The following is an 18,863-nucleotide window of genomic DNA, read 5'->3' on the forward strand; positions in this document are numbered from 1 at the left end:
TCCGGTATTTGATTTTTTATGTGTGACATGATAAAAGGAATTATATATAACTTCTGGTACTGTAAAAAGTATCAGATTTTAGTTTTATTAAGGGGTCAGATATTATGTTAGAATTAACGCCTAATTTAAATGTGAATAGTAAAAAGGCATTATATGTGCAATTGTATGAGTATATAAAAAAAGAAATTAAAGATGGATCGATTGTACCTTTTACGAAATTACCAGCTAAGCGAAAGTTAGCGATACATTTACAAGTAAGTAAAAATACAGTAGAGGCAGCGTACGAACAATTACTTGCAGAAGGTTATATTGAGTCGATATCGAGAAAAGGTTATTTTGTATGCAAGATTGAGCAAATGGTTCATGTAGAGGATTGCGGAGAGAGAATAGAAGAAGTACCGTTTCAGGAGAAGAGTTATAAATTTGACTTTACACAAACAGGAATTGATACAAATGCTTTTCCATTCAATATGTATCGGAAAATTGTAAATGAAGTATGGCAGCCGCATAATAACGAACTTCTCTTTCTAGGACACCCTCAAGGGGAAGCGAGCTTAAGAGAAGAGATTACGAATTATTTGTATGAATCTAGAGGTGTGCGTTGTTCAGCTAGTCAAATTGTATTAGGAGCGGGAACACAAATATTAGTGAAACTATTGTTTCAATTGTTAAAGGGAAGCAATTATGCAGTTGAAAACCCAGGGTATCATAGGAAGATGGTTGTTTTTGAACAGGGAGAAGCAAGAGTCCAAATGTTATCTTTAGATAGAGATGGAATTTGTATTGCAGATTTAGAAAATAGCAATGCGAATGTTGTATTTGTTACACCTTCCCATCAGTTTCCATATGGAATGATTATGCCTATTACGAGAAGGATGCAGCTCTTACAATGGGCAAAGAAAGAAGAGGGCAGGTATATGATTGAAGATGATTATGATAGTGAATTTCGCTATTCTGGAAAGCCTATACCGGCGCTACAAGGGTTAGATACAGAGGGGAAAGTTATTTATATGGGGACGCTATCTAAAGCATTATTGCCATCGCTACGGATGAGCTATATGGTGTTGCCGAAGAAATTAATTAAAAAGTATCAACAGCAATATTTATTTTATACACAAAGTGTTTCAAGAATGGACCAAGAAGTGATTAGAAGATTTTTAAATGAAGGCTATTGGGAAAAACATATTCATAAAATGCGTGTCGTCTACCGAAAGAAGAGAGATCGACTTGTTTTTGAAATAGAGAAGTATTTCTCTAATCGTGTTGAAGTGATAGGAGAAGATTCGGGATTACACATTTTATTAAAAGTGCATAACGGAATGCGGGAAGAAGAATTAATTCAAGAAGCTGCGAAACATAGTATCAAAATATATCCTGTGTCTACGTACTATAAAGACGGTACGGCGCCTGAGAGTGTAGTTTTACTTGGGTTTGCGATATTATCAGAGGAAGAAATTGCGAAAGCGATTCAATTATTACACACGGCATGGTTTACCAGAAAGTAAAAAACATCCTCCAAACATGAGGATGTTTTTTATTATTTATTTTCATCTAAGAATAAGACCATATGCTCTTCGTCCCAATATTGTCCGTTATATTTTAATGAACGTTCTTGTACACCGAATGTTTTAAAACCTAATGATTCATAAAGTTTTTTCGCTCCATCGTTGCCAACAACAACATCAAGCATAACTTGTTCTACTTCTAAAGATTTAGCAAGCTCAAGACATTCTTTAATAAGTGCTTTTCCTGCTCCAAGTCCACGTGCTTTTGGAGATACATATACAGAACCGATTTTAGCTTTATGTTCTTGTTTTACATATGGTTTCGTTTCCAGTGTTGCAACCCCGATTAATTTTCCATCTTTAAATGCACCTAGCGTATAGTTTTCATCTTGTGCTAATTTTTGTGCTTTATATTCAATCGCACACTCTTTATTAATAATATCTTCATAAGAAGAGCTGAATGCTTCAGGGTTTTGTTTTAATCCTTCTACGCGAAGTTCTAAGTAAATTTCTGCTTCGTCTTTTGTTAATACATGGATATCCAATTATATCACCCTCCAAATCTTTGCAAATGTACCTTTATTTTATATTGAAATAAGAATAATTTCAAAAGCTTAGCTTATATGAGCTGTTTTTATGAACAAAATAACACCAGTAGTGTTTACTACTACTGGTGTTTTCACACGCATATTATTCAAAAGGTAGCTCGATTATAAAGTTTGTTCCCGCTCCTAATTGGCTTGTTACTAGAATAGAACCGTTATGCAATTCTACAATTTCCTTTGCAACAGCTAGCCCGATACCTTTTCCGCCTGTAGCTCGTGTTCTAGATTTATCGACACGATAAAAGCGGTCAAAAATATGCGGGATATCTTCTTCAGGAATACCTTCACCTTCATCTTGTACACTTATTGTAAAAGAATCTGTTTCCATGAGTACACGTATCGTAATAGATGTGTTTTCTGGCGAATGTTGATAAGCGTTGTGTAATAAATTTAACATAACTTGTTCCATACGTCTTTCGTCTATACAAACTTCTAAATCATCTTTGCAATATACATGAAGTTGCATTTGCTTATTCGTTAATGTTGTTTTTGTTTTTTCAACCATTCGTTCTAAAAATGGCTGAAGAAGCACTTTTTGTTTTTTTATAACAAATTGGTGTTGTTCTAATTGTACAAGCATAAATAAATCTTGGACGAGATCGGTTACACTATCCGTTTCATCCTCAATGATTTGTAAGTATTCTTCTCGCTCCTCTTTTGTTAAAGAGTCTCTCTTTGCTACCTTTGCATAACCCTTCATATAGGTCAATGGAGTTAATAGTTCATGAGCGACACTAGCGAGAAATTCATTGCGCTCTTTTTTCATATACGTAAGTTCACTCGATAAATCTTCAATTGTTTTTGCTAAACTTCCGAGTTCATCATTCCGTTTAATACCTAATTGAATTGGTTTATTTAATTTTGACATTTTTTCTGTCGCTCTCTTCATTTTTACAAGTGGTTCTGTAATAACGCGTGAAAAAACAAAGACAGAAATTGTTGTTAAAATAATTGTTAAAACGCTAATGATAAGAAATTGGTTCATGAGTTTAAGTAACATATTTTCTAGGAAAGATGTTTTTAATAGCATATATAGCTTTCCTTGAAACTTTGTTGTGTTAAGTGGGCTTACTGTTGTGATGAACTTTGATTTTTTCCAGTTTCTTTCAACGACCAATCCGCCGTCTGGGACAGTTTCTGTTTTACAAGTAAGTTGTTTTTGCATATCTTTTGTTACGGGTTCTGAGGTGGAAATAATTTTGCCGTTATGGTCAGTAATAATGATAGCTATATCGGAGTTAGAAATTGATTCCGATTCAACTAAGTGTGCAGCCTCATTCGTAATATCGAACTCAGGATACACAGGACGTTTAGGATTTTTATTATGTTCAGCGTGTTTCATTTCTTTATAATATTCATCCCGTCTCTCGCGGCTTTTAATTTTTTTACTATAGCGATTACCTTTCTCTAAAAGAGCATCTGTTTCCTCTACAATACGCATTTTTGAAAGGCTTTTATAAAAAGATACGAAAGCAATTGTTTCAATACATAAAGCTAATATTAAAAAGTATGTCCCAATTTTAAGGGAAAGTTTACTCATTTTTTCACCATACCTTATTCATAATAAAGAGTCAGTGGTATACGATTTCCCACTGACCGAAGTAATTATTCACTTTTCCATTTATATCCGACTTTATAGACCGTTTCTAGGTAATCTTCAATTGGAAATCCTTGTTTGCGTAGTTTATCACGGATATTACGAATGTGTGAATCAATTGTTCTATATTCGATATCTGTTTCATAGCCCCAAATTTTTTCGATTAAATCATCTCGGCTATAAGCACGGTTTGTATTTTGCAAAAATAATCCGAGTAACGAAAATTCGATAGGAGTTAATGAGATTTTTTCATCATAAACTGTGACAGTATGTTTCGTTTTATCCCACTCAATACCATTGAAACTAACAAAGCCATCTTTCTTTGTACGGCGTAATATAGCCTCGATTCGTGCGACTAATACATGCTCATCAAATGGTTTTGTAATATAATCATCTGCGCCCATCGTGAGGCCTTTCACCATATCGTAGTTTTGGTTGCGAGCTGTTAACATAATGATAGGAACGTTGGAAATTTGACGAATTTGATAGCAAGTATCCCATCCATCCATACTTGGCATCATAACATCTAATAAAATAATATCGAATTCTTTTTGTTCGATTAATTTTAGTGCTTCAAGGCCAGAGGTAGCTTTCATACAAAAATAGCCGCGAGGGCTTAAGAACAGATCTAATAATCGTAACATACGTTCTTCATCGTCTACTAATAAAATTTTTACCATAATCTTGTGCACCCCAAACTGTTCATTCTACTTGTATAGTTTACATGAAAATAGTCAACTACCCCCACTGAAATGAATCGTTTCAGTGGGGGCTTGAGTTTGAACGCTAGGTCTTTTCGTCCATCGCTAGACAGTTTGACGCTCTAGCATTCATGCCACCTTATGGTAACACCCCAAGTATGTTTTTGGTTGGTACTGGCAACGAATGATTGTTTTCCCACTTGCACCACCCTTTCGAAAAAGAGCAATTCTCCCTTGTAGAAGAAGCCACCACTCAGATGAATCTGGCGTGTGCTACAAGCCCCGACAAGTCGAGTACATATGGATGGTTGACGCACCCACTAAGCTATGCGCGAAGCAACAGCCTTACGTTTTTGCACTTCTAATAGAATCGGCGTTTTCACTTTAAGATTCTCTTTCAATACTACCACTTTTGATTTATGCAATGTATTCAGCGCACCATTAATATCAGCGTGGATACATGTTCCTGCTTTACTTTGGTACAGACCACGAGTCATTCGTTTGCCACTAAAGTGATAGTGTGTCCTATCATCCTTAGTCCAAACTGGAACCGGATCTTTATCAAGAAAACTAGCTTTTGAAGTATAGCTTTCTTCTTGTTTGAAAAACCGGATGCCTTCTTTTATACATTTATTCTCAATTGCCGCAATCAGTTTATGAAACGGGATTTGAACAAATTGTTGATTATTCTTTTTTCCCAGATCTGATTTTTGTTTCCAACCAGCGTTATAACCTACTACAACCGTATCTACACTACATTCTTTCACTTTTTTAAACAACAAGCCTACAGTTTGTGAAATGTAACCATTTATTTGCCTTTCCCGTTTATGCCAAAGTGCAGCCATTTTGTTCGTTACAACTCGTTTTGAAATTCCGTTTTCAACATTTTTCTGTTGCAGACTACGTATCATTTTATTGAAGTATTGGTTAATGGCTTTTAGTTTTTTACCATCAATTAAAAATGTATCACCTGTATTGGTTACGCAACTTACTAATCTGTCTACACCTAAATCGCAACTCAAAGCGTTATTCGTAGTCGTGGATGTTTTCTTCATTTGAGAAACGTGCATCTCATATGTGTAATGCACCTCAAAGAACCGACCTTTTTGCTTCGGTACAAGCTCAATGTAGGAGATTTTTTTATGTCTTAAGTTTTTCGGCATACGTATTTTAATGGAACCGAATTTTTTTCTGAATGCAACACTCATCGGAATCAGCCAATACCCGTTATCATCCACTTTTGGCACTTGATAGATTTCAATGATTCGTTTGTCAGTTGAATGAGAATAATTCGGAAAATTAGGACGCCCTGTGAATGCTTCAGGATTTTTCTTCCACGTTTCCAATGCCTTAAAAAAGCTCTTCACTTCTGCATATAAGGCTCTACGAATAGCCTGCACAGAGTTTGATTGCACGCCCCAGTAGTTCATATCGGCTTGCATGGCGGTATCTACTTCTTTTACAGTAGCCATTTTATTATGGTTCAAATAACTTTGTTTCATCGTGTACAATCCAACATTTCGCAATGCTTTTGAACTATGTGACATGCGTTGCAGTAAGCGGAATTCTTTTGCAGTCAGACTAGCTCGTCCGATATTTTGTTTCTGCGTGAATCGTTGCATGTTTTCTCTTTTCTTTTGTTTGCGTAATACTTTCACTGCTTTCTTTTTAACCATTGTTTTCACCACCTTTCTCAGAGAGTTCATTAAAATTATTTCTTCCCTAAGATAATATTTGAAATGAAACGGAACAAAATGTGAATATAGTCTTCATCGTAATTCCTTTTGGCTCAAGTAACCGAATGATTATCATTATTCAATTTCGTTGTTTTACGATCTATACCCTCCTTATCTAAGAGTAGATTGTATCGTAAGACAAAAAGAAACAAAAAAGTTCAGCCTTATTGACTGACGGCAATTCATCTCCACCTGAATTGTTGGGTTTCACCCGTAACACAAATCAGATGGAGTCTTCTTGCCGAAAAGGATAAAAACTCTTTTTATGTGATTGAATGGAGGGCTGATTTTTTCGCTCAGAGTAATTGACATAAAAAATGCACTAGTTTTGCACAACTATTTTTTATAATAGAAAACGTAGCGACACAAAATACCCTATGTTGCGACATAACGTCATGTCATTTTATTTATAAAATGACAATTCCATTCTATTGTGTATGTGAGATAGAGAGGGTTTTCGTATTCACCTCGCATCGGATAAGAAAAATTTCCTATCTCACACTTTTTTTAAAAGGAGATCATACACATGAATCCAAAAGAAGAAATTTCAAAAAAAGAAAAGCAAGATCGTAATACGGTTGTCATGTGTGTTGCCGTATCTATGGTTATTATTATAAGTTGCGTAAATAAAATTTTAGGGATTTTATAAAATAAAAAAGCTGATTGCTTCTTAAGAAGCAATCAGCTTTTTTCATTATTAGGGGAGTATTCCTATATGATAAACCAAGGTAAAATTGCTAAACCAGAAGTTACAATTGCTGTAGTACATATTAAAAGCACAGCTCGTTTGTTTTGTTTCATGTCACATTCTCCTCTACATATCAATTGAATGCTATACGTTCATTTTGTGATTGGTGCTTTACTAATTAAAGTTTCACTTTATATTTTTAGTATAATGAATGGTAAGGATTGGTACGATCGATAAAGGTGACATGAAGATTACATTGTTGTAATGCAAAAAAACATCTTTCTTATTAAGAAAGATGTTTTTGGAAAACTACCCCGTAAAAGCCCGATTGGTTCAGCTAATACTCAGTGGGTTATGGAAAAATCTCCCACTTAGTAAAGTTTCACTTTATATTGAAGTATTAATCATTTAAGAACAGAACCATATGTTCCTCGTCCCAATATTGACCGTTATGTTTTAATGAACGTTCTTGTACGCCGTAAGTTTGGAAACCTAATGATTCATATAATTTTTTGGCACCAGCGTTACCAACTACAACATCGAGCATAAGTTGTTCTACATGTAATTTATCGGCATTTTCGATAATTGCTTTAATTAGAGCTCGTCCTGCTCCGAGACCACGTGCTTTTGGAGAAACAAAAACGGAGCCAATTTTTGCTTTATGTTCTTGTTTAATAAATGGTTTTGTTTCTAAAGTAGCGATACCAATTAAATCATTATCTTTGAAGACACCTAGAGTATACTTATCCGGATTGCTTAATCGTTTAGCCATAGCAGCTACAGGATCCTCATGTTTCAAAACATCTTCATAAGAAGAGCTAAAAGCTTCCGGATTCTTCGTTAAACCTTCCATACAAACTTTTAAATATATTTCTGCGTCCTCTGTTGTTAATAAGCGAATTTCCATAGTTGTAACCTCCCTGGTGGATTTCAAATAAATCCATTACTTTTATAAGATTGAGTATATGTTTTGTTAGTATTCTCTTTTAATTTGTAAAAGAATGAAAAGATATATGCTACAATGTTTTGTTTTAATTATGTAATGAAATTATATATTAACTTTGTTAACTATTCAAGTGTTTAATATGTTACATTTTTATAACTAAAATAAATCCTCGATTGAGGATTTATTTTTTAAACATTGGATTGATAGCCATCAATTCGTTTTGGATGTGTGTAAATATTACAAGATTCATTTCTAATAAACCCTACGACTGTAATGCCTAAATCATGGGCAAGTTGCAATGCCAGTTTTGTTGGAGCGGATTTAGATAGAACAATTTCACATCCGATTTTTGAAACTTTGAGTAAAATTTCGGATGAAATACGTCCGCTAAATGCGATGATTTTTCCTTTAATGGATATATCGTTACGCAAACAATGACCATATATTTTATCTAATGCATTATGTCTTCCAATATCCATTCTTGATAGGAGGATATTGTTTCGATCACATAGCGCGGTATTGTGAACACCGCCAGTTTGGCGAAATGTAGTAGAAGATTGTTGCAAGGTATTCATTAAATGAAAGCATTCTTCAGGAGTAATTTTTACATGTATATCATGTAAGTCTTTTGCTTTTGCTGCGTCGTTTACGAAAATAAAACCTTGTCTACCTTTTCCGCAGCAAGAAGTGATGTATCGTTTATTATATAAAGTTTGATAGAGCGGATTCACTTTTGATGATTTTACATGGACAATTCCGTTATCTTTTTGAACCCATAGTTCTTCAACATCTTTATAGGAAGAAATAATCCCCTCAGAAATTAAAAAACCAATTACCATATCTTCAATATAATTTGGTGTGCATACGACTGTTACATATTCTTCACCATTCAATTTAATAGTAATAGGAGATTCTGTGACAATCTCATCAAGTTGTTTTGAAAATGTACCAGATTGATAACGTACAATTGTATAAGTCTCTTGCGTAGGCCCCATATTTAATTCCCCTTTTATATGTATTTCTCTCCCACATTTATCATAAAACAATGGAAAAAATAAAAACACCTATTAACAAGAAGATCACAGATTATTTTGGTTATTATTGTATATGTACGATATAATAGAACTGTAGAATAGTGATATTTTCAAGCTTTCGTAGTTATACCTTATAACATCTAGAATCGACTTCATAAGAAAGTATTTGGGTAGAGCGTTTCAAAAATATGTACAGTAATGCGATTTTGAAAACGGATTCATAATTGTGTTGTACAGTTGGTTGTAAGGAGAGGGGAAACTATGGCAGAACAGACAGTCCGTGTAACCGTCGATGGTAAAGAATTTTCTGCATCAGGTGAAAAGACGATACTACAATTATTTAACGAGAGTAATTTGGAACATCCTCAAATTTGTCATGTACCAGAAGTAGATCCAATTCAAACTTGTGATACGTGTATTGTAGAAGTAAATGGAAAGTTATTGCGTGCTTGTTCAACGAAATTAGAGAACGGTATGCATATCGAAAGACAGTCCCAGCGTGCAAAAGAGGCACAGACTGAGGCAATGGATCGAATATTAGAGAATCATCTATTGTATTGTACCGTTTGTGATAACAATAATGGTAACTGTAAAGTCCATAATACAGTACATATGATGGGAATTGAGGAACAGAAATATCCGTATGAGCCAAAAGTAAGTGCGTGTGAAGTGGATATGTCACATCCATTTTATCGATATGATCCAAATCAATGTATTGCTTGTGGGCAGTGTGTAGAAGTATGTCAAAACTTACAAGTGAATGAAACTATATCGATTGATTGGAGCTTAGACCGTCCACGTGTTATATGGGACAATGGTGTAAGTATAAATGACTCATCTTGTGTAAGTTGTGGGCAGTGTGTAACAGTATGCCCATGTAATGCGTTAATGGAAAAAACAATGCTGGGTGAAGCTGGATTCATGACAGGATTGAAACCGGATGTGTTAGATCCGATGATTGATTTTGTAAAGGATGTAGAGCCGGGATATAGTAGTATTTTAGCAGTTTCAGAAGTAGAGGCTGCGATGCGTAAGACGAAAGTGAATAAAACAAAAACAGTTTGTACATTTTGTGGTGTAGGTTGTTCATTTGAAGTATGGACGAAAGACCGCCACATTTTGAAAGTGCAGCCTGTTTCAGATGCGCCGGTTAACGGTATTTCCACATGTGTAAAAGGCAAGTTTGGATGGGATTTTGTAAACAGTGAAGATCGTATTACAAAGCCATTAATTCGCCAAGGAGATATGTTTGTTGAAGCTTCATGGGAAGAGGCTCTGGAAGTTGTTGCATCCAATATGCAGCATATTAAATCAGAATATGGAAGTGATGCATTTGGGTTTATTTCTTCTTCGAAAGTAACGAATGAAGAAAATTATCTTATGCAAAAACTAGCCCGTCAAATATATGGAACGAATAATGTAGACAACTGTTCCCGTTATTGTCAATCTCCAGCAACAGACGGTTTATTTAAAACTGTCGGTATGGGCGGGGACGCTGGAACAGTGAAAGATATTGCGGAAGCAGGCCTTGTCATTATCGTTGGAGCAAATCCAACAGAAGGACATCCTGTACTTGCAACGCGTGTAAAACGTGCTCATAAATTACATGACCAAAAATTAATTGTGGCAGACCTTCGTAAACATGAAATGGCAGAGCGTGCGGATTTATTCATTCATCCGCGCCAAGGAACTGATTACGTATGGCTCGCTGGTATTACGAAATATATTATTGATCAAGATTGGCACGATAAAAAGTTCATAGCTGAAAATGTGAAGAATTTTGATGAATATAGCAAAATGGTAGAAAAGTATACGCTTGATTATACAGAAGAAATTACGGGGATTTCGAAAGAAAATCTGAAAGAAATGGCTCGTATGGTATATGAAGCAGATGGTACTTGTGTACTTTGGGGAATGGGTGTAACTCAAAATACTGGAGGAAGTACAACTTCAGCAGCAATTTCAAATCTATTGCTTGTTACGGGTAACTATCGTCGTCCTGGTGCAGGAGCATATCCATTACGCGGACATAATAACGTACAAGGCGCTTGTGATATGGCAACATTACCAAACTGGCTTCCAGGTTACCAAGCAGTTTCAGATGATGCGCTCCGTGCGAAATTTGAAAAAGCATACGGTACTACAATTCCGAAAGCACCAGGCTTAAATAATATTGCAATGTTACTGGCGGCAGATGAAGGGAAACTGCGTGGTATGTATGTTATGGGTGAAGAAATGGCTTTAGTAGATTCGAATGCCAACCATGTACAACATATTTTAGCGAATTTAGATTTCCTTGTTGTTCAAGATATGTTCTTATCGAAAACAGCTCGTTTTGCTGATGTTATTTTACCGGCAGCACCAAGCTTAGAAAAAGAGGGAACATTTACGAATACAGAGCGCCGTATTCAAAGATTATATGAAGTATTGAAGCCGCTTGGTGATTCAAAGCCAGACTGGTGGATTTTACAAAAAGTAGCTCGTGCACTTGGCGGGGACTGGAATTATGAAAGTCCAAGTGAAATCATGGATGAAATCGCATCGCTTGCACCTTTATATTCTCAGGCAACATACGATCGTTTAGAAGGATGGAATAGTTTATGTTGGGGTAGCCATGATGGCAGTGATACACCGCTATTATATGTGGACGGATTTAACTTCCCGGATAAACTAGCTCGTCTATCATTAGATGAATGGGTACCACCAGTTGTAGCACCAGATGAGTATGATTTACTTTTAAATAATGGTCGTATGTTAGAACATTTCCATGAAGGGAATATGACGAATAAATCGGCTGGTATTTTATCTAAAGTATCTGAAGTGTTCGTTGAAATCTCGCCTGAACTTGCCCTAGAGCGCAATGTGAAAGATGGTGGTCTTGTAGAATTAGCATCACCATTTGGGAAAATTAAAGTACAGGCACTTGTTACAGATCGTGTAACGGGGAAAGAGCTATATTTACCGATGCATGCAACGGTAAATGAAGAGGCAATCAATATTTTAACTGGAACGGCGACAGATCTTTATACATGTACACCAGCGTACAAACAAACGATGGTAAAGATGCGTGTACTACGTGAAAAAGGGAATCGTCCGTTACCATCTTCAAACCCGAGAGATAAAAAGCGTAATCCGCAAAACGGTGTTGAAATCGAGCAAAAATGGCAAAGAAAACAATACGTATCACTTGTGGACTAGGGGGCGGAGATAGTGGCGAAAGAAATTACTGTAATTAAAAAGAAAGTTGTAACAGAGGAAGAACAGAAACAGCAAGTAGCAGATGAACTTCTAAATGAGCTATCTAATAATCGTGAAGCAGTAGAAGAAACGATGCAGCTTTTAGCACAGTTGCAGAAGGCTGGTATATTAGATGCGGCAATTAGTTTACTTGCTGCGAAGGAAGATGTTTCAAAAATCGCTGTGGAGCAATTAAATCGTGAACCCGTTAAAAATGCGTTAAATAATATGATGGGGGCAGGAGAAGCGTTATCTTCAGTTGACCCAGAAATAACGAAGCAAATTACGTCAAGTTTAGTTACAGGATTGCAATTTGCAACAGATGAATTAAATTGTGGTAAAAAAACAAAAGTGATTGATTTCTTTAAAGTATTAAAAGATCCAGATATCAATAGAGCTATTACATTCGGTTTTAGCTTCTTGAAAGCATTTGGACAAGGGCTAGAGAAAAAATAGAATAAATGAAAAAGTGATGGGAAGTAGCCATCACTTTTTTCATTATATGTATAAGAGTGTTCATGTTAAGCGGAATATATTATTATTAAAAAGATGGATTAGAACTGGAAATATGGAATCCATCTCAAATACCGTTTTAGAATTTGGAGGAGTATATGCAACACCGTAAAAAACTATCTATACCAGGAGTAATGAGACATTCCTTTCAAACAGTTAAATTTGCTTTTTGGAATGTATTAACTTTTCAACTTGCTTATAAATTATTAGCAGCGATTGTGTTTGTTCCACTATTTGGAATCATTTTTAATAAATTATTGTATTTTGGTGGTTATGCAAATGCGACAAATGATGAATTATTAGCGTTTTTAAAGACGCCTTATGGCATCTTAGCAATCGTAATTTTGTCATTGTTAGCACTGTTTCTTATCTTTACAGAATTTGCGGTGCTTATTATTATTTCGTATTTCGCTCATAAAAGACAGAAGGTGAAATTACGTCCGATTTTATATAAAACGGTAACGTATTTACCTACTCTTTTCACATATTGCTTACCAGGATTTATTTTATATGCTGTCGTATTGTTGCCTCTTTTAAATATGGGATATGAAACGGCATTAATCCCGCAAATTCAAATTCCTAACTTCATTACAGGAGAACTGTTTAAGACAACGATGGGACAAGTTGGTTATTACACGTTCTTTGCTGTAGTCGCGTATATAAATCTTCGATGGATTTTCGTTCTACCTATTGTTGTTTTAGAGCAAAAATCATTTCGCGTGGCAGCACGTAAAAGTGCAACTTTAGTAAAGGAAAGCTTTTTTAAAGTACTGCTCTTTTTAGTAGGATTTTTTATTTCAATTGGAATTGTATATGTCGTATTTTTGGGAATATATTTATTGTGCCTATGGGGTGTTTATGAATTTACAAATCCGAAAGGAACATTTGCATTATTAGCAGAATCAACGATTTCTGTATTTTTAACGAGTACATTGTATTTATTTAGTTTTATCGTGACGCCATTTTATATTATGGCGATTACGCGATTATACTTACAAAAGGTACCGGTTGAAGATGTTTTATTAGAAGAAGGATTAGATTATTCGAAAACGAAAGCAGATAAATGTTTCTTCCAAAAACATCGTTGGAAATTTATTGGCGTATATATTGTGGGGATTATTACTGCTGGAATGGTTGTTGCCTTCATTGTAACGTTTATTTCAAATTCGTATAAAGAACCAATTATTATGGCGCACCGCGGGTATATATCAAAAGGCGTAGAAAATACGAAAGAAGCTGTGCAAGGTGCTATTGATGCAAAAGCAGACTACGCTGAAATAGATGTATTACAAACGAAAGACGGTGAACTAGCGGTTATACATGATTTGAAGCTGAAGCGTCTTGCCAATGCCAATGTGCATGTGTCAGATTTAACGATGGCTGAGTTAAGGCAGCTTACCCTTAGTCAAGATGGACTTTCAGGACAAATAAGTACACTTGATGAAATCATTAAGCTAGCAAATGGCAAAATCAAACTTAATATAGAAGTGAAGCTTCATGGGGGCGAAAAAGATTTTGTAAACAAAGTCTTAAAAACGATTAAAGATAATGAATTTGAGAAGCAATGTGTAATTCAAACGTTACACTATCCACTTATTAAAGAGTTTAAACGTGCAAATCCAGATATAAAAGTAGGGTATATATTGTATGCAAGTAGAGCTAACTTAAAGAATGTGAAGGCTGACTTTTACGTAGCAGAAGAATATATGTTAAATAAGAAATTAGTAAAAGAAGCAAGGAAGTTAAACAAACCAATTTACGTATGGACAGTAAATGATATGGAAAATTTAAAGGCATATTATAAGTTAAACGTAGATGGTATCATAACCGATTATCCTGAAGATGCACGTGAAACAATTAAGATGTTAAAAGAGCAAGAAGCGGAAGAAAGTGATCTGTTTGATAAAATTACTGAAACGACAGATGATTTATTTTCTAAGTTATTTATAAGTTACCCAGCTGCTAGCTAAATGCTAGCAGCTGTTTTTTTGTGAAAAGAATATATCTCTAAAGTATTGAGTAAAGTAATAACTGTATATGTATACGTTATCGCTTAGGTTTCTTACATTGTTACATTATTGTCAAATAATAAATGATTGCTGTTTATTTTGAAATAGTATAATAAAAATAGAGTGAAAGATAATGGAATGACACAAAACCCCTAATAGAATCAATGTTTTATATATTTACACTATTCTAAATATAAAAACTTTAGGAAAATGGTATGTTAGCGTTTTCATAACTTTTAAGTTATGCTAGAATAAGGACATAAGTTATTAATTATTACAAAAAGAAAAAAGAATCTCTTTTTTCTGTTAATTATAAGGGGGCATTTCATTATGCGTATTGGGGTACCAGCACATGCCCATCAAGCTAAGGTTGGGTATTCCATGAACTTCCGTTCTTGTTGCCTACATGCTTGATATTTTGTTTATTTGTTTTTAAAAATACGCATTCCAAATAAACCTTAATAAGGTTTATTTTTAAAAGTTATGCAATTTTTTTATTTATATTGGATATAGTGCACTGATAAACAACGCCTAAAATATCAAAAACTGTCTTTTTCTCATATCGATGGGATTTCCGTCCGTTTTTCTGTAAGAGGTCAAACAGACGAAGAAAAATTTTTGATACTTCTTGAGTGTCTTGTTGTATAGCTTCATATACTAAGTACAGATGATCTTGAATCATATAAATTGCTTTATATTCACTTAATTCTTTTTGTTTTTTCTGTAGTAACAGCTGTCGCATTTTGAACATAGTGGAAGAACAAAGAAAAATAGCGATTAACTGTCCATAAAGATGACATTCTAGACGCTCTCGCTTAATATTGTGACAATGATTGATACCAAAAAGAGATTTCCATGTTTTAAATACAATCTCTATTTGCCAACGTAGAGAGTAAATCTCGTGAACATGTTCCATCGGAACAATTTCCCATGGGATGTTGGTAATATAAACATTGATTTCTGTTAAACGTTTACTTTTTTCAGAGTATGTAACCCCTTTTTTCTTTTCAACATAAGTTTGCTGTTTCCTACGTTTATGAACTTGAGTTGATGTGAGTCTATATATTACAACCCGTGAGGGTAATTTTTGTTGTCCAACATAGGCATTCTGAATTTCATAAGTATCTCCTGGTTTTATCTGATGCATGACATGTTCAAGGTCAAGTAAAGCATATAAAGATTGCTTTTTTACTGTCCCATCCCGAAAGAATTCTGGAGATTCATTTTTCACATATACTCTATTATTTAATTTCAACCGTGAAACATAGAATACCCCTCGTTGATCCATCTGATCTAAATCTTTTAGAGAAAAGTATCCTAAATCTCGGATACATAAATCTCCTGGTCGTAAGGTATCCAAACATTCTGTACCAAAGGTTTTATCATTATTTTTACCTGGTTCCATTTGAAAATTGAGGAATTTCCCACTATGTAAATCATACTCTAGTTGAATCTTAATACCAGCTGTCTGTGCACATCCTCCTGAACCAGGATAAATAGAAGCTAAATGATTGGGTACTTGAAAAATAGTAGCATCTAAAATACGTATACGTTGAAAATAAGAGGTGTATTGATTTGAGATTTGAGACGAATCGTTTAATTTGCTTTTGATTAAAAGGGAAAATACACGTTGTAGAAATAAAACAGCACATCGGTTAAAACGTTGATTAAGTCCTTCTGGACTTATAAGTGTAGCTGTATTTGCATAAAGCTGACTACATAATCGAGTAAGAGAATCGCTTGCTACCTGTTGACTAATCCAGATACATAAGGCAGCCAAATCTCGTGCACCATACTTACTTTTACGTTTTACAAAACCTACCTCTTGTGCGAGTTGTTGAAGAATATGTGGAGATAGATATCGCTCTAGTTCTTCAGCAAACAAATGAAACTCATCTTGAATCGATAGATTCATACAAAAAACGCCATCCTTTCTGTATATTTCTACAAAAAGAATAGCGTTTTTTTCGTTTTATGGATACAAATTCGTTTTTTCTTGATGAGCTGAACCACATAAATGGTTTAACTATGCTATCAAAACGCTTGGAGAAATCTCCAAGCGTTTTCGGTGTGTTTAATTTTATTTTTAAACAAGATGCACACTTAAGTTGTGGAAAGTAAATTATGTATTTTTTGTTTTAAGTGATACTAACAAAAAAATTATGAAATGAATGCAATATAACAACCGACCATAACGAACCTGTCTTTTTAAACACAAACCCAAAAATTAATCCAAGAAGAAAAACATATATTTGACTCCATAAATTTAAAAAATCCCCGTTATAAATCCAGATTGGATAGTGTATTGCTAAAAATAAGAAAGCTGTGATAAGATTGGCGTTCCAAAAAGGTAATCTTTTACTAATCTCTTGCAGAATTAATCCTCTAAATACAATCTCTTCTGTAATTCCTACTAAAAGAATAGCATTAAGATAGTTGTTGAAAGATAATGTGAAGTCAAATGTTTGATTATTAAGCATATAGGTTTCAAAGGCAAAATATAAACCAAGTAGCAATGAAAGAACTACCCCAAAAAATAATCCTTTTTTCACATTGATATTTATTTTTAAGTAGCCAATTGGATTAGTCTTTAAATAATATTTTATGTATAACCAAGTTGGAACAATCCAAATGGAAATCTTAATTAACGCAGTCAAAAAAGCTGCAGTAGTATCGCCAAATAAATGAATATATTTTGCTAACCATAATTCTTTAAAAGTCCAAGCGAGGTAAAATACGAAAAGATACAATGTAATTGGTTTTATATCACTAATTTTGTTTTCACTTTTTACACCTAATTTTGTTTCCATTTGTCCCTCCTAGAATTTGATATGTTTAAAATTTTCCGTCTATTGAATTTATTAAAAATCTTGTTCTACTAAACTTCTTCATCAGTTCAAGTACAACATTCCACAATCTGTATATTTATTTTAACATAAAATTTCCATTTCCCTTCAAAAAAATAAGTTCGCTCGATAATTACCTCGTTCTAATCGGATAGGTAAATATTAAAATAGTAGGGATACCGCCCCACATCCATTAACTTAAGAAATTGGTAGCTCCCCAAAACGAAGAAAATGAGTTGAATTCTCATAAATAACGGTAAAACAATAAAATTTTCGTCTTGGGGGCACTTCAAAATTTTAGCTTGATGGGCATGGGGTACCAGCAGAAATTAAAAACAACGAAAACCGTGTGGCAATGACACCAGCAGGTGTTGTACATTTAATTCGTAACAATCACGAAGTATTCATTCAAAAGGGTGCAGGTTTAGGATCTGGTTTCACAGACGCTCAGTATGTTGAAGCGGGAGCAAAAATTGTTGATACAGCTGAAGAAGCTTGGAACATGGAAATGGTTATGAAAGTTAAGGAACCAATTGAAAGCGAATACAAACACTTCAGTGAAGGCTTAATCTTGTTCACATACTTACACTTAGCTCCAGAGCCAGAATTAACAAAAGCTTTAATCGAGAAAAAAGTTGTTTCTATCGCATATGAAACAGTACAATTAGAAAACCGTTCATTACCATTACTTGCACCTATGAGTGAAGTAGCTGGTCGTATGGCTGCACAAATTGGTGCACAATTCCTTGAGAAAAACAAAGGCGGTAAAGGTATCTTACTTGCAGGTGTTCCAGGGGTTAAACGTGGTAAAGTAACAATCATCGGTGGTGGACAAGCTGGTACAAATGCTGCTAAAATTGCAGTTGGACTAGGTGCGGATGTAACAATCATCGACTTAAGCGCAGAACGTCTTCGTCAATTAGATGACATTTTCGGAAACCAAGTAAAAACTTTAATGTCTAATCCTTACAATATTGCAGAAGCTGTTAAAGAGTCTGATCTTGTAATCGGTGCAGTATTAATCCCAGGTGCAAAAGCTCCAAAACTTGTAACAGAAGAAATGATTAAATCAATGGAACCAGGTTCTGTTGTTGTAGATATCGCGATTGACCAAGGTGGTATTTTCGAAACAACTGACCGTATTACAACTCATGATAACCCAACTTACGAAAAACACGGCGTTGTTCATTATGCAGTTGCAAACATGCCAGGTGCGGTTCCACGTACATCAACTCTTGCATTAACAAACGTAACAGTACCATATGCAGTACAAATTGCTAACAAAGGCTACAAAGAAGCTTGCCTAGGTAACTCTGCATTACTAAAAGGTATTAACACATTAGATGGCTATGTAACATTCGAAGCAGTTGCAGAAGCTCACGGTGTAGAGTACAAAGGTGCTAAAGAATTATTAGAAGCAAAGACAGTATCTTGCTAATAGAAGCA

13 protein-coding genes and 1 pseudogene are annotated in these 18,863 nt (G+C 34.7%); 6 read left to right on the forward strand and 8 right to left on the reverse strand.

Annotated features, from left to right (window positions below; all coding sequences use genetic code 11):
* Positions 1-104 precede the first annotated feature (104 nt).
* On the forward strand, positions 105-1,505 hold the full coding sequence (pdxR, locus tag NZ044_RS03210) for a MocR-like pyridoxine biosynthesis transcription factor PdxR (RefSeq protein WP_000891922.1): 1,401 nt from the start codon (positions 105-107) through the stop codon (positions 1,503-1,505).
* A gap of 32 nt (positions 1,506-1,537) precedes the next feature.
* Here pdxR and NZ044_RS03215 read toward each other — a convergent pair whose 3' ends face one another.
* From NZ044_RS03215 to NZ044_RS03230, 4 genes are all read right to left on the reverse strand, one after another.
* A complete protein-coding gene (locus tag NZ044_RS03215; protein ID WP_000351212.1) occupies positions 1,538-2,050 on the reverse strand; it encodes a GNAT family N-acetyltransferase in 513 nt (170 codons plus the stop codon).
* Between the two features lie 145 nt (positions 2,051-2,195).
* A complete protein-coding gene (locus NZ044_RS03220; RefSeq protein ID WP_000041024.1) occupies positions 2,196-3,650 on the reverse strand; it encodes a HAMP domain-containing sensor histidine kinase in 1,455 nt (484 codons plus the stop codon).
* A 65-nt stretch (positions 3,651-3,715) separates the two neighbouring features.
* Positions 3,716-4,387 carry a response regulator transcription factor gene (locus NZ044_RS03225; RefSeq protein WP_118961713.1) on the reverse strand — a complete coding sequence of 224 codons (672 nt, stop codon included), beginning with the start codon at positions 4,385-4,387 and terminating at the stop codon, positions 3,716-3,718.
* 341 nt (positions 4,388-4,728) lie between these two features.
* Positions 4,729-6,084: an RNA-guided endonuclease TnpB family protein gene (locus NZ044_RS03230; RefSeq protein WP_063674885.1), complete on the reverse strand. Its 1,356-nt coding sequence runs from the start codon at positions 6,082-6,084 to the stop codon at positions 4,729-4,731.
* A gap of 586 nt (positions 6,085-6,670) precedes the next feature.
* Between NZ044_RS03230 and NZ044_RS03235 the strand changes: the two genes are divergently transcribed.
* Entirely contained in the window at positions 6,671-6,793 is a 123-nt protein-coding gene (locus NZ044_RS03235) for a hypothetical protein (protein ID WP_001068392.1), read from the forward strand.
* 439 nt (positions 6,794-7,232) lie between these two features.
* Here NZ044_RS03235 and NZ044_RS03240 read toward each other — a convergent pair whose 3' ends face one another.
* Together NZ044_RS03240 and fdhD are read right to left on the reverse strand one after the other, a co-directional pair.
* Entirely contained in the window at positions 7,233-7,739 is a 507-nt protein-coding gene (locus NZ044_RS03240) for a GNAT family N-acetyltransferase (protein ID WP_000405874.1), read from the reverse strand.
* A 227-nt stretch (positions 7,740-7,966) separates the two neighbouring features.
* Positions 7,967-8,773, reverse strand: coding sequence for a formate dehydrogenase accessory sulfurtransferase FdhD (gene fdhD / locus NZ044_RS03245; RefSeq protein ID WP_000529230.1), 807 nt, complete (start codon positions 8,771-8,773; stop codon positions 7,967-7,969).
* Between the two features lie 300 nt (positions 8,774-9,073).
* On the opposite strand from fdhD, the gene fdhF reads away from it, so the two are divergent.
* From fdhF to NZ044_RS03260, 3 genes are all read left to right on the forward strand, one after another.
* Entirely contained in the window at positions 9,074-12,010 is a 2,937-nt protein-coding gene (fdhF, locus tag NZ044_RS03250; RefSeq protein WP_000840671.1) for a formate dehydrogenase subunit alpha, read from the forward strand.
* Positions 12,011-12,022: 12 nt separating this feature from the next.
* Positions 12,023-12,505: a DUF1641 domain-containing protein gene (locus NZ044_RS03255; RefSeq protein ID WP_001040537.1), complete on the forward strand. Its 483-nt coding sequence runs from the start codon at positions 12,023-12,025 to the stop codon at positions 12,503-12,505.
* A gap of 155 nt (positions 12,506-12,660) precedes the next feature.
* On the forward strand, positions 12,661-14,532 hold the full coding sequence (locus NZ044_RS03260) for a glycerophosphodiester phosphodiesterase (protein WP_001164710.1): 1,872 nt from the start codon (positions 12,661-12,663) through the stop codon (positions 14,530-14,532).
* Positions 14,533-15,052: 520 nt separating this feature from the next.
* Here the strand turns inward: NZ044_RS03260 and NZ044_RS03265 are convergent.
* On the reverse strand, positions 15,053-16,486 hold the full coding sequence (locus tag NZ044_RS03265; RefSeq protein ID WP_097946452.1) for an IS4 family transposase: 1,434 nt from the start codon (positions 16,484-16,486) through the stop codon (positions 15,053-15,055).
* A 223-nt stretch (positions 16,487-16,709) separates the two neighbouring features.
* On the reverse strand, positions 16,710-17,381 hold the full coding sequence (locus NZ044_RS03270; RefSeq protein ID WP_000448501.1) for a CPBP family intramembrane glutamic endopeptidase: 672 nt from the start codon (positions 17,379-17,381) through the stop codon (positions 16,710-16,712).
* Between the two features lie 349 nt (positions 17,382-17,730).
* Here NZ044_RS03270 and ald point away from each other — a divergent pair.
* Positions 17,731-18,855 (forward strand): annotated as a pseudogene (gene ald / locus NZ044_RS03275) (alanine dehydrogenase); the annotation flags it as partial.
* Positions 18,856-18,863 lie beyond the last annotated feature (8 nt).

Source organism: Bacillus sp. FSL K6-1338, from assembly GCF_038006965.1.
Taxonomy (GTDB): domain Bacteria; phylum Bacillota; class Bacilli; order Bacillales; family Bacillaceae_G; genus Bacillus_A; species Bacillus_A thuringiensis_S.

What these genes read in the sequence shown, in the direction of transcription:
- pdxR (WP_000891922.1), top strand. Translation starts at nt 105, where the DNA reads ATGTTAGAATTAACGCCTAATTTAAATGTGAATAGTAAAAAGGCATTA.
- NZ044_RS03220 (WP_000041024.1), bottom strand. Translation starts at nt 3,650, where the DNA reads ATGAGTAAACTTTCCCTTAAAATTGGGACATACTTTTTAATATTAGCT.
- NZ044_RS03225 (WP_118961713.1), bottom strand. Translation starts at nt 4,387, where the DNA reads ATGGTAAAAATTTTATTAGTAGACGATGAAGAACGTATGTTACGATTA.
- NZ044_RS03230 (WP_063674885.1), bottom strand. Translation starts at nt 6,084, where the DNA reads ATGGTTAAAAAGAAAGCAGTGAAAGTATTACGCAAACAAAAGAAAAGA.
- NZ044_RS03235 (WP_001068392.1), top strand. Translation starts at nt 6,671, where the DNA reads ATGAATCCAAAAGAAGAAATTTCAAAAAAAGAAAAGCAAGATCGTAAT.
- NZ044_RS03240 (WP_000405874.1), bottom strand. Translation starts at nt 7,739, where the DNA reads ATGGAAATTCGCTTATTAACAACAGAGGACGCAGAAATATATTTAAAA.
- fdhD (WP_000529230.1), bottom strand. Translation starts at nt 8,773, where the DNA reads ATGGGGCCTACGCAAGAGACTTATACAATTGTACGTTATCAATCTGGT.
- fdhF (WP_000840671.1), top strand. Translation starts at nt 9,074, where the DNA reads ATGGCAGAACAGACAGTCCGTGTAACCGTCGATGGTAAAGAATTTTCT.
- NZ044_RS03260 (WP_001164710.1), top strand. Translation starts at nt 12,661, where the DNA reads ATGCAACACCGTAAAAAACTATCTATACCAGGAGTAATGAGACATTCC.
- NZ044_RS03265 (WP_097946452.1), bottom strand. Translation starts at nt 16,486, where the DNA reads ATGAATCTATCGATTCAAGATGAGTTTCATTTGTTTGCTGAAGAACTA.
- NZ044_RS03270 (WP_000448501.1), bottom strand. Translation starts at nt 17,381, where the DNA reads ATGGAAACAAAATTAGGTGTAAAAAGTGAAAACAAAATTAGTGATATA.